Annotated in this window: 14 protein-coding genes; 2 read left to right on the top strand and 12 right to left on the bottom strand. The window is 58.4% G+C overall.

Annotated features, from left to right (window positions below; genetic code table 11):
* Positions 1-11: 11 nt before the first annotated feature.
* From flgL to DYI22_RS02270, 12 genes are all read right to left on the bottom strand, one after another.
* Positions 12-1,262, bottom strand: a complete 1,251-nt coding sequence (flgL, locus tag DYI22_RS02215; RefSeq protein WP_213476382.1) for a flagellar hook-associated protein FlgL — start codon at positions 1,260-1,262, stop codon at positions 12-14.
* A gap of 19 nt (positions 1,263-1,281) precedes the next feature.
* Positions 1,282-3,318 (bottom strand): flagellar hook-associated protein FlgK, encoded by a 2,037-nt coding sequence (flgK, locus tag DYI22_RS02220; protein WP_213476383.1) that lies wholly within the window; start codon positions 3,316-3,318, stop codon positions 1,282-1,284.
* 6 nt (positions 3,319-3,324) lie between these two features.
* Positions 3,325-4,320: a flagellar assembly peptidoglycan hydrolase FlgJ gene (gene flgJ, locus DYI22_RS02225; protein WP_213476384.1), complete on the bottom strand. Its 996-nt coding sequence runs from the start codon at positions 4,318-4,320 to the stop codon at positions 3,325-3,327.
* Positions 4,321-4,328: 8 nt separating this feature from the next.
* Positions 4,329-5,426, bottom strand: a complete 1,098-nt coding sequence (locus tag DYI22_RS02230) for a flagellar basal body P-ring protein FlgI (protein ID WP_323132854.1) — start codon at positions 5,424-5,426, stop codon at positions 4,329-4,331.
* On the bottom strand, positions 5,423-6,124 hold the full coding sequence (flgH, locus tag DYI22_RS02235) for a flagellar basal body L-ring protein FlgH (protein WP_213476385.1): 702 nt from the start codon (positions 6,122-6,124) through the stop codon (positions 5,423-5,425). The genes DYI22_RS02230 and flgH overlap by 4 nt, the downstream gene beginning before the upstream one ends.
* 30 nt (positions 6,125-6,154) lie before the next feature.
* On the bottom strand, positions 6,155-6,943 hold the full coding sequence (gene flgG / locus DYI22_RS02240) for a flagellar basal-body rod protein FlgG (RefSeq protein ID WP_213476386.1): 789 nt from the start codon (positions 6,941-6,943) through the stop codon (positions 6,155-6,157).
* An 84-nt stretch (positions 6,944-7,027) separates the two neighbouring features.
* Positions 7,028-7,780 (bottom strand): flagellar basal body rod protein FlgF, encoded by a 753-nt coding sequence (locus tag DYI22_RS02245; protein WP_213476387.1) that lies wholly within the window; start codon positions 7,778-7,780, stop codon positions 7,028-7,030.
* Positions 7,781-7,854: 74 nt separating this feature from the next.
* Positions 7,855-9,798 (bottom strand): flagellar hook protein FlgE, encoded by a 1,944-nt coding sequence (locus DYI22_RS02250; RefSeq protein WP_213476388.1) that lies wholly within the window; start codon positions 9,796-9,798, stop codon positions 7,855-7,857.
* 27 nt (positions 9,799-9,825) lie between these two features.
* The gene (locus tag DYI22_RS02255) at positions 9,826-10,503 is read right to left on the bottom strand and encodes a flagellar hook assembly protein FlgD (RefSeq protein WP_213476389.1); all 678 of its coding nucleotides are present in this window, start codon (positions 10,501-10,503) and stop codon (positions 9,826-9,828) included.
* 18 nt (positions 10,504-10,521) lie between these two features.
* Positions 10,522-10,971, bottom strand: a complete 450-nt coding sequence (gene flgC / locus DYI22_RS02260) for a flagellar basal body rod protein FlgC (protein ID WP_213476390.1) — start codon at positions 10,969-10,971, stop codon at positions 10,522-10,524.
* A gap of 34 nt (positions 10,972-11,005) precedes the next feature.
* Entirely contained in the window at positions 11,006-11,404 is a 399-nt protein-coding gene (flgB, locus tag DYI22_RS02265; RefSeq protein ID WP_213476391.1) for a flagellar basal body rod protein FlgB, read from the bottom strand.
* A gap of 213 nt (positions 11,405-11,617) precedes the next feature.
* On the bottom strand, positions 11,618-12,172 hold the full coding sequence (locus DYI22_RS02270; protein ID WP_213476392.1) for a nitroreductase family protein: 555 nt from the start codon (positions 12,170-12,172) through the stop codon (positions 11,618-11,620).
* A gap of 125 nt (positions 12,173-12,297) precedes the next feature.
* Here DYI22_RS02270 and DYI22_RS02275 point away from each other — a divergent pair, with 125 nt between their 5' ends.
* Positions 12,298-12,609, top strand: coding sequence for a DUF962 domain-containing protein (locus DYI22_RS02275; protein WP_213476393.1), 312 nt, complete (start codon positions 12,298-12,300; stop codon positions 12,607-12,609).
* Between the two features lies 1 nt (position 12,610).
* A complete protein-coding gene (locus tag DYI22_RS02280; RefSeq protein WP_213476394.1) occupies positions 12,611-14,050 on the top strand; it encodes an adenylate/guanylate cyclase domain-containing protein in 1,440 nt (479 codons plus the stop codon).
* The last annotated feature ends 3 nt before the right edge of the window (positions 14,051-14,053 follow it).

Raw genomic sequence — 14,053 nt, forward strand, 5'->3', positions numbered from 1 at the left:
GGCTGCCTTTTTTACAGGCGGTCGAACAGGGACAGTCTCGACACCTGGGCGAAGGACTGTTGCGCCGCCTGCAGCACGAAGCTCTGGAAGCTCAGATTGCTGATCGCCTCGGCGTAGTCCACGTCCTGCAGCTGAGACCGGATTTCGTTGCTGTAAACCGACGAGTCCTCCAGGAACGACTGGGTGGATTCCACCGCGTTCATCCGCCCGCCGAGCTCGGTCTGCTTGAGCACGATGCTTTCCTGGGCGTTGTCCAGGTTGGTCAGCGAGTTGGCGATGAGATCGTCATAGGCTTGCTGTCCGCCGGCTGCGGATTTATCGATGCTTTCCAGCCCGTAGATCAGCTTTTCAACGGTGGTGAAGACCGATTGTTTCTGAGCGGTTTTCAGGGTGAAATTCAACGGCGGCTTTCCAGCTTCGGGCGCGTCACCAAAGATCTCAAATTGCATACCTCGGAAAACGATGGGTTCCCCGCTGACAAAGGTTCCGACTTCCGGTAGCGAAGGATCTGGCGGGCCATCGCCATTTCGTGACGAGATTGCGTATGCGCCACTACTGTCAACCTCGACTACATAATCGATTTTAGAGCTTGCGTAGGCAGCATTAAAGGCATCTTGGTCGACCACAGCTCCCGATGATATCTGTGCGCCGTTAACATTGCTTGATGCGGCCTCCGCAAAAAACGTCGGCTCGGCGGCTGCGACATCCACGAAAATACCCTTGCCGTGATCGCTGATCGGAACCGTCACACCATCGTCGATCTCCAGTACCCGCTGGCCTTCATCGCCCTGGTACACCCAGTCTCCGGATACATTCTGAGAGAACGCCTGCTGGTTACCCTGGAACCCGCTGAAGATAAACTCACCGGACGCATCTTTCGTATTGGCGATATTCGCCAATTGGCCCAGCCGCTCCTTCATTTCCGACGCCAGCGACTGGCGGTCGTTGGCGGACAGGGATCCGTTACCGGCCTGCACCGTCAGTTCCCGCACCCGCTGAATCACATCGATGGCGCTGCCCAGGGTACTTTCTTCCTGCTTCAGGCGGTTGTCCGCCAGCTGGGCATTGCGCTGGTAGGTCTCAACCCGCCCCAGCTCCTGGTCAAGCTTGAGGATACGCGCCGCGGCCACCGGATCGTCCGAGGGTCGATTCACCCGCTTGCCGGTAGAGATCTGTTCCGAGGTCTTGTTCAGACCACTGTTGAGATCCTGAAGCCGGTTGATGCCGCCGGAGAACACCTGTTGTGATGAAATTCTGATCATGTCACATCACCTCTCTCTGTTACCGGAAACTCTGCAACAGAGTGTTGAACAAATCCTGCGCCACGCTCACAACCTGAGCGGAAGCGTTATAGGCTGCCTGGTACTGAATGAGCTTCCCGGCCTCTTCATCCAGGTTCACCCCGGAGACCGATTCCCGCTGATTGGTTGACTGCTCCAGCAAGGTCTTGCCGGCGTCGCTGTCAAGCTGGCTCTGGCGGGTCTTTACCCCGACCGCCTCCACCAGACCGGCATACCCCTCAGTGAAGCTCTGAGTGCCGCGGTTCATGGTATTGGCGGTGCCGAGCGCCGCGAGAAACTCAGCATTGCGATTGTCGGATACCCCATTCTTGTTAAAGTCGATGGTAAAGACATCCCCGTCCGCCGGGTTACCTGAAATCTCAAACTGGAAACCCTGGTATTCTGCGCCATCGCGTGGATCTTCACTGAACAGCTTGTTGGAAATGCCGGGCTGGTATGGTTTCGGACCGACAAGGGGCGTTGCGCTTCCTGTGTTATCGAATACGCTGTAGGACAAATTGCCAGAACCATCATCAGTAAAACGCACTTCTAAAGGGCCATTGCTCAGCTCGCCCTCGGTACGGAACGACGGCAACAAGGAGTTAGTGAACGGATTGCGAACGGCCAGCATTTTGCCCTGATTGATTTTCGCGGTCCCGCTGTTCCCGAGATCGGACTCCGCCCGAACCGGGCTGGCGAACGCCAGATCCTCTTCCCGCTGCACTTCAAGGCCCATGTTGGCGGCCGCGTTGCGGGTCGGCTGAATGAGGTATTTGTCGCCCGCATTGAAGGTGCCACCCTCAATGCGGATGTTGAAGCCCGGCATCGAAATCTCGGACTCCACCGGATCCGGCAAACGCCCCTGATTGACCGGCTGACCAGTTTCATTGTCAATCAATTCATAGTTGCGCCCATCGCCGCTGAACTGCAACGTCCAGCTGCCTGCCTCGAGGACCTGGCTGTCGGTGATTTCCACCGCCAGTTGCGCGTCTTTGGGCACCTGGTTGTTGGCATCGGCAATGACCCGCCCGCGCTGTGCCGCCAGATCGTTGATGTCGGTAAAGAATCGACCGCCAAGCTCACCCTCGAGATCCAGGCCGATTTCGTGCTGATGATTCATGGTGTCGGACAGTGCAATGGCTACCCGCCCCAGCTCGTCAAAAGCCGGCTTCAGGGCTTCCGCTTCGAAACGGCGCAAACCGCCGAGCTTGCCGCCGTTGATCTGGTTATCCACCACCAGCGTGCGGCCACCGTTGCGTAACGTGAACTCCAGCGAAGTGGGGTCTGCGGTATTCTCGCGGGTACCAAATTCTGCCGCGTTACTGCCCACCACCAGCGACAATCCGTTGTTCAGGGACACATTTACCTGACTGCCTTCGGTTGGGGTGACCTTGATACCCACCAGCTCGGACAGCTCACGCAACGCCTCGTCACGCTTATCAAGCAGTTCATTGGGCATCTTGCCCTCGGCCAGCCCCGGTGATTCGGAAATCGCCAGGTTCAGCTCGGCAATGCTTTTCAGCAGCGTATTGGCGTCTTTCACGCCTTGCTGCATCTGGGTTTTCACCGCCTCGCGCTGCTGGATGAACTCCTGGTTCAGCGCCTGGAAACGGTTCACCACCTGCTGCGCCTCGCTCAGCACAAGCTGACGCTGGGGCAGCGAAGCCGGGTCTTCCGCCGCGTTCTGAAGACTGGCAAAGAAATTGTTCAGGGCATCGCTGAGCCCGGTCGTCTCACTACCCAGCAGGTTGTCCAGGCGGCTGAGCTCAGAGTTGAGAGTTTGCTGTTCGCCGTAAAGCGTGGTGTCTTCCCGCAGCTGCTGGGACAGGAATTCGTTGGCCAGCCGGCGGATATTGGTCACACTGACACCGCTGCCAATGGAACCTGCGCCGGTGCGCTGTGCCGGCTGGGTGCCGAATTGCACTTCCTGACGGCTGTAGCCCGGCGTGTTCGCGTTGGTGATGTTGTTACCGGTGGTGTTCAACGCCGTCTGATGGCTAAGGATGCCTGTCAGACCAATACCGATCAGTCCTGCCATATCCTGTTACTCCTCAGCCTCTGACGCACCCATCGAGAGTGTCATCAGGGAATCGCCGTTCATGATGCGGCGGATTTTCGCGCCGTATTCCGGATCCGTAGCGTAACCGGCATCCTGGAGTTTCTGTGCAAACACTTCCGGCTGGTCAGCGCTTGCCAGCACGTCGCGGTAGCGCGGGTTCGACTCAAGGAAGGCCACGTAGTCGCGGAAACTGGACTCGTAATCCGGGTAAGCACGGAACGCAGCCCGCTCACTCATTGGCACGCCCTCACGGTATTCCGTGGTGGCAATCTCTACCGCCTCACCCTGCCAGCGATGATCCGCTTTGATACCGAACAGGTTGTGACTGGGCTCCCCATCACCACCTTCAATCATGTGCTTGCCCCAACCGGTTTCGAGCGCAGCCTGCGCCACCATCAGTCGCGGATCGATACCGCTGTCACGGGCCACCCGCTCGGCCATGGGCAACAGGGTCTGCACAAACTGTTCCGGGCTGCTGAATCGCTGCGGCAGCGGTTCGGAAACCGGGGATGCCGGTACCTCCGGTGCGCGGTCAGATTGCGCCACCTGATCCACTTCCCGGACCCTTTCGGGCAACTTCGCCGAGATCGCCGGGACACTGCGGTCGTAATCCGCCAGCGTGGCCTTGTGGCCGGAGAGCTTGTCGCCCTCCTCGTTCATGCCGGGAATCTGACGGCTCAATTGCCGCACCAGCGCCTCCGCCAGGCCGGTGCCCTGCTTCTCCGACAGGCTCAGGCTGAGCTGGTTGTCGAACATATCCCGGTAATGCTGGGATTCATTGCTGTTCAGGTAATTGTCCTCGCCGAACACATCGCCGGCCTTGCGCATGGACTTCAGCATCTCACCCAGGAACAGACTCTCGAACTGACGGGCCACTTCTTCGAGCGCGGCTTTCTTGTCCGTTCTTGCCTGGTTCTTGAGTTCGTTAAGGCCACTGAAATCGGTGTAGATTCGGGCCTGTTGAATGCTGGAGTCCTGCATCACGCCACCTAGATCACAATCAGCTCGGCGCGCAGCGCACCGGCCTGTTTGAGGGCTTCGAGAACGGCCATCACGTCACCGGGGGCGGCGCCCACCTGGTTAACGGCCTGCACAATCTCATTCAACGTTACCGCCGGGCCGAACTGGAACATGCGGGCCGGGTCTTCGGTAATGGCAATCTGTGAGTTCGGCACGATCGCCGTGTCGCCGCCGGCAAACGGATTGGGCTGCTCCACGTTCGGGTTCTCTTCGATGGTCACCGTCAGGTTGCCGTGGGTCACCGCCGCCGGGCTGACCTTCACGTTCTGGCCCACCACGATGGTGCCGGTGCGGCTGTTGATCACCACTTTCGCGGCATCCTCCGCAGGGTTAACTTCGATGTTCTCCAGAATCGACAGAAAGCTCACCCGCTGATTGACGTCGCGGGGTGCCTTTACCGACACCGAGGTGGCGTCATGGGCATACGCCATGTCTGGGCCGAGGGTGCCGTTGATTGCCTCAACAACGCGCCGGGCGGTCGTAAAATCCGCACGCAGCAGATTAAACGTAATGGTGTCGCCCTTGCTGAACGGCGAAACGACTTCCTGCTCGATGGTGGCGCCGTTGGGAATGCGCCCGACCGACGGCACGTTCACGGTGATCCGTGACCCGTCCTGGCCCTGGGCGCCGAAACCACCCACGACGAGACTGCCCTGAGCCATGCCGTATACCTGCCCATCCGCACCCTTGAGCGGCGTCATCAGCAGCGTGCCGCCACGAAGGCTGTCCGCATTGCCGATCGACGACACCGTAATGTCCATTTCCTGGCCGGGCTTGGCGAACGGCGGCAGGGTCGCGCTCACTGTTACCGCGGCCACGTTGGCCAGATTCGGGTTCACGCCCTCAGGCAGGGTGACGCCGAACTGGTTCATCATGTTACGAAAGGTCTGGTTGGTGAACGGCGCTTTATCACCGGTACCGTCCAGGCCCACCACCAGGCCATAGCCAACGAGCTGGTTGTTACGCACGCCCTTGATGCGCGCCAGATCCTTCAGCCGATCGGCCAACACCGGTGACGCCACCACGGACAACGCCAGAACGACAACCCAGAAACGGATCATCCTCATAACGGCCACCACTCACTGTTGAAGAAGCGCGCCAGCCAGCCCATCTGATTGGCCTGATCGAAATCACCGGTGCCGCCGTAGGCAAAGCGGGCATCCGCGATGCGGTTCGATGCCACGGTATTGTCCGGAGCGATATCCTGGGGACGGACCAGGCCCGTCAAACGGATGTATTCATCTCCGTTGGTCAACGACAACCATTTTTCTCCACGGATGTGCAGCACGCCGTTGGGCAGCACTTCCGTGACCGTGACGGTAATGCTGCCGGCAAGACTGTTGCTCTGATCCGCTTCCGCCGAGCCTTCGAAATCCCGCTCATGCTGCAGATCGGTGTTTACATCGAGGCCGGTCTTGCCCAGCAGTTCGGCGGCCAGAAGAGACACTTCCTGGTCCTTGGTAATGCTGGTTTCCGCGTTCTTGCTCGCCCGCGTTGATTCCTCAAGCGTCACCGTCAGCACATCGCCCACGTTCAGCGCCACGGTATCGCCATAGAGGTTATGGTTGCGTGATGTCTGAAAGATGGCGCCGGAATGCGGGTCACGCTGCATCATGGCTTCAGCTCTCACCGGCGCGTAGGCAGGATCATCCGGGATTGCCCGTGGCCGGCTCATGGCAGTGCATCCCTGCAGCACGATCAGAACTCCCACCAGCGCCAGGGCACTGACAGGTGTTCCGCTTTTGGTCATCGCGATGCGTTTCATGTCTTATCCCCTCAGCAAACCGGGAACCGGTTAACCGATATTATTCGTAATGAACTGCAGCATCTGGTCGGTGGCGGAAACCACCTTGGAGTTCATTTCATATGCCCGCTGGGTGGTGATCATGCTGACCAGCTCTTCCACAACCTCAACGTTGGATGACTCCACCATACCCTGCTCGAGGCTGCCCAGCCCGCCAATCCCGGGCTCACCTTCCGCGGGATCGCCGCTGGCATTGGTCGCCTTGTACAGGTTGTTACCGATGGCCTGCAGGCCCTGCGGGTTGATGAAATCCACCAGGGTTATCTCCCCCAGATTGACCGGGGCCGCCTGATCGTCCACTACCGCCGACACCGTGCCGTCTTTACCAATGGTGACGTTGGTGGCGTTTTCGGGAATATTGATGTTCGGTTCCAGCGTGTAGCCGTCCGGATTCACGATGTCGCCGTCAGCGTTGAGCTGAAACTGGCCATCGCGGGTGTAGGCAATCTGGCCGTCCGGCAGCAGAATCTGCATAAAACCCCGGCCATTCACCGCCAGATCCAGCGGCTGCTCCGTCACTTCCAGGTTGCCCTGGGAAAACTGCTTGGTGGTGCCCACCACCCGCACACCGGTACCCAGCTGCAGCCCGGAGGGCAGTTCCGAATTCTGGGTGTTCATACCCCCCGGCTGCCGGTTGATCTGATACAGCAGATCCTGAAACACCGCGCGGTCTTTTTTGAAACCGGTGGTGTTCACGTTGGCCAGGTTGTTGGAAATGGTGGACATCTTGGTGTCCTGAGCGCTTAACCCGGTTTTGCTGACCCAAAGTGCTGGATGCATGGTTTTACTCCTTGCCGCGGGGGTCGTAAGGGCGGCCATTGTTTGCCGCTTTTTCACCCTACCGCCGCATAGTGCTGTGGTTTATCAGAGGTTCTGCAACAGCCGTGCCGAAGCCTCGGAATTCTCTTTTGCGGTGCTCATTACCTTCACCTGCATCTCGTACTGCCGCGACAGTTGCAGATTGGCGATCATCTCTTCCACCGCATTGACATTGGAGCTTTCCAGGAACCCGGAGGCCACCCGCAAGGCAGCGTCCGGCGGCTCAGGGCCGTCGAGCGCCTGGTCCGGTTTGCGTCGAATGTAACCGTCTTCGCCCTTCTCGAGCGCTTCAGGGGGAGGATTCACCAGCTTGAGGCGGTCGATTTCCACCAGCTGATCCGGCGAACCGCCCACCGGTACGATGGAGATCGTGCCGTCGGCACCCACCTGCAGGTTATCGAAAGGCGGCAGCGCAACCGGGCCACCGTTGCCCATCACCATGTCGCCGTTGGCATTGCGGAGCAGGCCGTTCACATCGATCTGGAGGCTGCCGGAACGGGTAAACACTTCCTCGCCACGCTGGTTCTGCACCGCCAGCCAGCCTTCACCGTCCACGGCAACATCCATCTTGCGGCCGGTTTCCATCAACGCGCCTGCGGAAAGATCCGTGCCGGGGCGTTCGGTCATGGCGTAGGCTCGGGTCGGGTGATGCTCTCCAAAGACCGGCATACTGCGGGCCTGGGCGAAGTCTTTCTTGAACCCTGTGGTGCTGACGTTAGCCAGGTTATTGGCGTGCGCACGCTGGGCCAGCATGTTCTGCTTGGCGCCAGACATTCCAATATAAAGGGCTTTATCCATGGGAAAACTCCTGCCGGAATTTTGACTGTTTCCAGTCTTCCTGCAGGAGTTGTGCCAGAATTACGATTCAGACATTATCGGAGGTTGATGATGGTCTGAGTGACCGCATCGGAGGTTTCGATGGTCTTGGCGTTGGCCTGATAGTTGCGCTGGGCGATGATCAGATTTACCAGCTCTGCCGATAGATCCACGTTGGAATCCTCAACGGAACTGGCCTTGATGGAGCCCAGAGTGCCGGTGTCCGGCGCACCGATGATCGGCTGGCCCGATTCAAAGGTTTCCACCCAGGTGGTCTCCCCCACCGGTGACAGGCCATCGGTATTGTTGAACGCCGCCAGGGCAACCTGGCCAAGCTCTTTCGACTGACCATTGGTATAGCGGGCAAAAAGAATACCCTGGTCGGACACGTCCAGACCGGAGAGGCGCCCGGTGGTGTAGCCGTTTTGGCGTTGATCGTTGACTCCGAACGTGCTGCCATACTGGGTCGTATTACCGAGGTCAATGACGAAAGCAGAGCTGTTCAACGGTTCGGATATTGGGCTGGTGACCTTAGAAGGATCACTAGGAGCTCCGGCTGCGCCATTCGGCCTTCCATTCGGATCTTTTGGTTCCCAGTCGGTAACGATGATCTCGCCGTTAGGATCATTGTTTACGCTAAGAAGCTCCCCGTCTTGATTAAATGTCGCTGTGTATGGGTTTTCCTCAGTACCGCCTACATATTCTCCATCAATCTGGAGATAAACTGACCACTGACTCTGACCCACCGCAGCCCCTGAGGGCGGTTCCTTTACGAAAAACTGGGTTAACTCATGAGAGTTACCGAGACTGTCGTATATGGTGCTTGACGTAGCATGGTTGTAAGTACGTTGGTCGATCGGGTTAAACTCATTTGTGATTATTGGATCAACAGACCCTGCATTAAATGCTCCCTCTGCGAAACCAGGATCATTAGTTGCAGAGCCATCGGTTTCAATAGAGGAAACTCTGCTATCGGCCTGCACAGTACTAAGAGTGCCATAAGCCAGATCAAGTTGCTGGGAGCTAGTGTTGTCACTATTAACCGAAATGTCGAGTGTCTGCCCCCGGCTATCTCGAACAATCAGGTTTTCCCCATCGGCTTCGGCGCTAATAGTTTTGGGGCTCCCGAAGTTTGCGTTATTGATTGCTGACGCCAAGCTTGCGACATCCGTTATACCGGGATCGTCCAACGTAAACGGCGTACTACCATTTACCGCAAGGGAAAACTCGAAGCCCGTGTCACTCAGCGCTTGAGCGAGTGGGGTGAGTGTTGGGGACGTCGCTCCTGAAATTGTGGTCTCAGTTCTCGCGGACGCACTCAATACCTTTTGCTCGTTAAGCTTATTTGCTATGAAGTCTGCTCCCTGACCAGGCGACAAAGAAGTAGGCATCGATACGAGCGAAGAACTCGTTCCGTCGCGGTAACCAATCGTAAATGCATCGCCAAGGACATTGTTGAGGGGTATATCTGCGCCAAGACTGACTACCCGATTCTCCAGGACCTCCTCTCGCGAATCTAAGTTCAGATCTGAGCGCAAGCTAGTCGTGCGCCGTGGCGCCAGGTTGTCGGTCTCAACCTGCAGGTCGCCGCGGATACCGGAGAGGTTGCCATCGGCATCCGCCGTGTAACCCTGTACCCGCATGTTCTGGTTGTTGGTGACAAACCCGTCTTTATCCAGGCCAAACTGACCGGCCCGGGAATAGCGGATCTCGCCGCCATTGTTGAGAATAAAGAAGCCGTCACCGTTGATCGCCATGTCCAGGCCGTTATCGGTGAAGCTGATGTTGCCCTGCCCGAATGACTGCTTCACGTCCTGAACGCGAACACCGTCGCCCACCGGGTTGGTACCGGAGCTCAGGAAGCCGCTGGCATACAGATCGCCGAATTGCGCCTTACTGCCCTTGAAGCCAACGGTGCTGGCATTGGCAATGTTGTTACCGGTGACATCCAGATCAACGGACGCTGCCCTCAAACCGCTAAGCCCTGTGTTAAAAGCCATAATTCACCTCGTGGTTGTGCACCGGTATCAGTTGATTTGTTCGACGTCCGACAGGGCGATGGAGCCCATGCCTGCCAGGTTCAGTGTCACCTTGCCGCCCTGCCCCAGGGACACGCTGTCCACGTTGGCGCTGACGCGGGTGGCCAGTTGTTCAGTCCCGCTCGGGTACGAACCTTCCGCCACAATGCGGTAAGGACCCGGCGGCAAGGCATTGCCGTTACCGTCGGTGCCGTCCCACTTGAAGGAGGCAACGCCCGCCTGACTGGCGCCCATATCAATCTGCCGCACCCGCTCACCGTTCTGGCTCTCGATGGAGATGCGCAGGCCACCGGTGGAAGCCGGCACTTCAACTGTGCCGGTGATCTCTCCCTCAGCACCGAGGATGCCAACCTCAGACGGCGCCAGCACGGTGCGACCCACCATGGCTGAGGCCTGCAGCGCCTGGGTGGAGCGGAACTGACTGGCGACATCGTCGACACTCTTTGACAGCCCCTGCATCTCTTCCAGGGAGCTGAACTGGGCCAACTGGGAGATAAACTCGCCGTTGTCCTGGGGTTCCAGCGGGTTCTGGTTCTTCAACTGGGCAATCATCAGGTCCATGAACTCGTTCTTGCCCAGTTCGTTATTGCCGGCAGCCGTGGAGTTTTGCTGGACGCGATACTTGCCCAGTACATCGGCGGCGTCTGTTGCGTTAATTGCGCTCATCGGTCGTTCCTCGCCCGTTTACTGCTGCCCAAGTGTAAGAATGCGCTGCATCATGGATTTTGCCGTGTTCATGATATCCACGTTCATCTGGAAGCTGCGGGAGGACGACATCATGTCCGCCATCTCTTCCACCACGTTCACGTTCGGGTAGAACACGTAACCGTCTTCGTTCGCCGCGGGGTGATTCGGCTCGTACCGCATCTGCAGCTCGGCATCACTCTCGACCACACCTTCAACCCGCACGCCTGCACCGGGACCCTCGTCGCTTCCGAAGCCCATCCCCTGCTGCTGCGGGTTCAGCATGGACTGCTGGATGGTAGCGAACACCGGCTTGCGTGCGCGGTAGGTGCCTTCCACGCTGGAACTGGCCGTTTCCGCATTGGCGATGTTGGACGCAGTGGTATTCAGCCGCAGCGACTGTGCGGTCATGCCGGAACCGGCGATATCAAAAATGTTTCCCAGGGACATAATCCCGCTCCTCTGTTATCTGGCTGCGTCCGTTTTACTGACCGCTCAGGGCTTTCTTCAGGCCCGAAATCTTGCTGTTCAGGAACTGGAAGCTGGCCTGGTAGTCCATCGCATTTCGCATGAACCGGCTCTGCTCCTGCTGGGCATCCACGGTGTTGCCGTCAACCGACGGCTGATGGGGGGTGCGGTACAGCAGTTCGCTGTCCATCCCGCCTGCCGTCGTGTCCATATGGGACTCGTGGGTGCGCGACATGCCGAAACCACTGGCCTCCTGCTGGGCCTTTTCCATCATCGCCCGGAAGTCCACGTCCCGTGCCTTGAAGCCCGGTGTATCGGCATTCGCCAGGTTGTTGGCGAGCACTTCACCACGCTTCTCCCGCGCCATCAGCGCCTGCGGATGAATACCCAGTGCATTGTCAAAGGAAATAGCCATTGTGCCTCCAGAACCTTGGGACCGGCTGTGCATCGGTTTGCCGGTTCACCTCTTTGGAGTAGACAAAGCAACCTCAGTGCCAGTTTTTCGGAAGGGCCGGTTTACAGGGGGTTTCAGGGGATTATCGAGAGAACAGCGGGTTAGGAAGGCAATATAAGCGGCGAACGGCAGCGAAAGCGGCAAACGCTTTCCCCTGCCGTTTCGCCCGGGCCGCTAGCGGGGCCAGCGATCGACGAACTCCGAAACAGAGGGCCGCGGTACGGGCGGTTTTTCGCTTGCCGCGGTACCGGTGTAGAGAAAACCGACAATCTGTTCGTTTTCGGCAAGCCCAAGACCCGCCATCACGTCGGGATGGTAGGCGATGCCGCCGGTTCGCCACATCACACCGAAACCGGCCGCCTGCAGCGCCAGTGAAAGATGCCCCATACCGACCGCTGCCGAGAAAGCCTGTTCGCTTTCGGGGACTTTGGGGTGCGGCGTATGGCTGGCAATGCCAATTATGATCATGGGGGCGCGCAAGGGCGCAAGCCGGAGTTTCTCGCGTTCTTTTTCGCTGCTGCCCTCCCCGCACGTAGACGCGAACAACTCCCCCAGCGCCTCCAGCCCGGCACCTTCCACAACCAGATAGCGCCAGGGCCTGAGTAAGGCGTGATCCGGCGTATTGGCCGCACACTGGAAGGCCTTGTCCAGGGTGTCGGCGTCTGGCCCCGGGGCTTGCAGGCGTGGTTCGGATTTTCGCTGTAGCAGGAAATCAATTACTGCAGTCATAGAGTGCCGCGATCCTGTTGTCGGGTGGGGTGAAAATTCCTGAATTGTGGCTTTCCTGTATTACTGTTAACCTTTAGTCGTAGTCCGACTGCTAACAAAACCAACAATGAGCCGGTAACTGAACCATGAGTGACCAGAGCGCTTACCGCAACTTTTCCGAATTCTATCCTTACTATCTGGAAGAGCACAGTGATGTGACCTGTCGAAGGCTGCACTTTGCCGGCAGCCTGCTCGTGATTATTGTCGCCCTGTACGCTTTGACCACAGGCAAGTTCGCCTGGCTGCTTCTGCTTCCTGTTATCGGTTACGGGTTCGCGTGGATAGGTCACTTTGTGTTCGAGAAAAACCGCCCGGCCACGTTCAAATACCCATTGTACAGCCTGATGGGAGACTGGGTGATGTTCCGCGACATGCTCATCGGACGGATCCGTTTCTGACATGATGAGTGCTCCGGTGGATCTGCGCACTGTCAGCACGAGCGCCAGCAAGGCGGCCGTGACGGACGGGCACAATAACCCCATTGCCATACCGCCCATGCCGGATTACAACGGTCGTATTCTGGCCTACACGGCTACCGCGATGATTATCGCAGCCGGCGTGATACAGGGCGCCTTCCCCCAGTGGTTTATGTACACCATCGCCGGCGCACTGGGCTGGCCCCACGTTGCCCACCTGCTGACCCGGCGCACGTTCCTCAGGAATTCTCCCCGCATCCGCCAGAAAATGCTGATTGTGGATTGCCTCATTGGCGGTGCCTTTGTGGGCGCCATCGGCCTGGTCGCCATTCCGTCGGTGTCGGTTATGCTGATGCTGATGTTCAGCTGCCTGATCATCGGCGGGCTCAGGCAATGGCTGTTCGGCACGGTTTTCATGTTCACGACACTGTCCGTCGGGCTGGCGATCTGTGGCCCTGCAGACAATTTTCAGGCTCCGCTTTTGACCAGCATCTTATCGATCCTGGCGACCGGCCTGTATATCTGTGTGACCGCCTTCTACTCCCACCAACAGGCCCGCGCCCTGATGATGGCGAAAACCCAGATCCAGAACCAGCGGGAGCAATCCATCGCGCTCTCGCACAAGCTCTCCAAATACCTGTCGCCCCAGGTCTGGCAGTCGATCTTTACCGGCGAGCGGGACGTGCGCCTGGAAACCCAGCGCAAGAAACTGGCGGTGTTTTTCTCGGACATCAAAGGGTTTACCGAGCTGTCGGAAGAAATGGAACCCGAGGCGCTGACCGAATTGCTCAACCATTACTTCAATGGCATGTCCGAGGTCGCGCTGAAGTACGGCGGCACCATCGACAAGTTCGTCGGCGATTCCATTATGGTGTTCTTCGGGGATCCCACCAGTCGCGGCCAGCGGGAGGACGCCTTTGCCTGCGTCTCCATGGCCATCGAAATGCGTAAGCACATGAAGATCATGCGCCAGAAATGGCGCAGCCAGGGTATCAAAACGCCGCTGGAAATCCGCATGGGCATCAGTACCGGCTACACCACGGTGGGCAACTTCGGCGCTGAAAACCGCATGGACTACACCATCATCGGCAAGGAAGTGAACCTGGCCAGCCGCCTGGAATCCCTCGCCGAGCCCGGCGAGATTCTGGTTTCCTACGAAACCTTCTCGCTGATCAAGGACCGCATCATGTGCCGGGACAAGGGCGAGATTACCGTGAAAGGCTTTGGCAAACCGGTACCAATCTACGAAGTGGTGGATTTCCGCCGTGACATGGGGCCCAACCGCAGCTTCCTGGAGCACGAGCACAGCGGCTTCGCCATGTACCTGGACTCCGACAAGATCACTGAACGTGAGCGCAAGGCGATCCTCACCGCCCTTGAAGACGCCGCCGATCGGCTGCGGCAGGAAGAAGAAATCCGCTAGGCA

This window comes from Marinobacter lipolyticus (assembly GCF_018424605.1).
Lineage (GTDB): Bacteria > Pseudomonadota > Gammaproteobacteria > Pseudomonadales > Oleiphilaceae > Marinobacter > Marinobacter lipolyticus_B.

Coding starts and splice junctions, on each gene's coding strand:
- flgL (WP_213476382.1), bottom strand. CDS start 1,262: ATGATCAGAATTTCATCACAACAGGTGTTCTCCGGCGGCATCAACCGG.
- flgK (WP_213476383.1), bottom strand. CDS start 3,318: ATGGCAGGACTGATCGGTATTGGTCTGACAGGCATCCTTAGCCATCAG.
- flgJ (WP_213476384.1), bottom strand. CDS start 4,320: ATGCAGGACTCCAGCATTCAACAGGCCCGAATCTACACCGATTTCAGT.
- DYI22_RS02230 (WP_323132854.1), bottom strand. CDS start 5,426: ATGAGGATGATCCGTTTCTGGGTTGTCGTTCTGGCGTTGTCCGTGGTG.
- flgH (WP_213476385.1), bottom strand. CDS start 6,124: ATGAAACGCATCGCGATGACCAAAAGCGGAACACCTGTCAGTGCCCTG.
- flgG (WP_213476386.1), bottom strand. CDS start 6,943: ATGCATCCAGCACTTTGGGTCAGCAAAACCGGGTTAAGCGCTCAGGAC.
- DYI22_RS02245 (WP_213476387.1), bottom strand. CDS start 7,780: ATGGATAAAGCCCTTTATATTGGAATGTCTGGCGCCAAGCAGAACATG.
- DYI22_RS02250 (WP_213476388.1), bottom strand. CDS start 9,798: ATGGCTTTTAACACAGGGCTTAGCGGTTTGAGGGCAGCGTCCGTTGAT.
- DYI22_RS02255 (WP_213476389.1), bottom strand. CDS start 10,503: ATGAGCGCAATTAACGCAACAGACGCCGCCGATGTACTGGGCAAGTAT.
- flgC (WP_213476390.1), bottom strand. CDS start 10,971: ATGTCCCTGGGAAACATTTTTGATATCGCCGGTTCCGGCATGACCGCA.
- flgB (WP_213476391.1), bottom strand. CDS start 11,404: ATGGCTATTTCCTTTGACAATGCACTGGGTATTCATCCGCAGGCGCTG.
- DYI22_RS02270 (WP_213476392.1), bottom strand. CDS start 12,172: ATGACTGCAGTAATTGATTTCCTGCTACAGCGAAAATCCGAACCACGC.
- DYI22_RS02275 (WP_213476393.1), top strand. CDS start 12,298: ATGAGTGACCAGAGCGCTTACCGCAACTTTTCCGAATTCTATCCTTAC.
- DYI22_RS02280 (WP_213476394.1), top strand. CDS start 12,611: ATGATGAGTGCTCCGGTGGATCTGCGCACTGTCAGCACGAGCGCCAGC.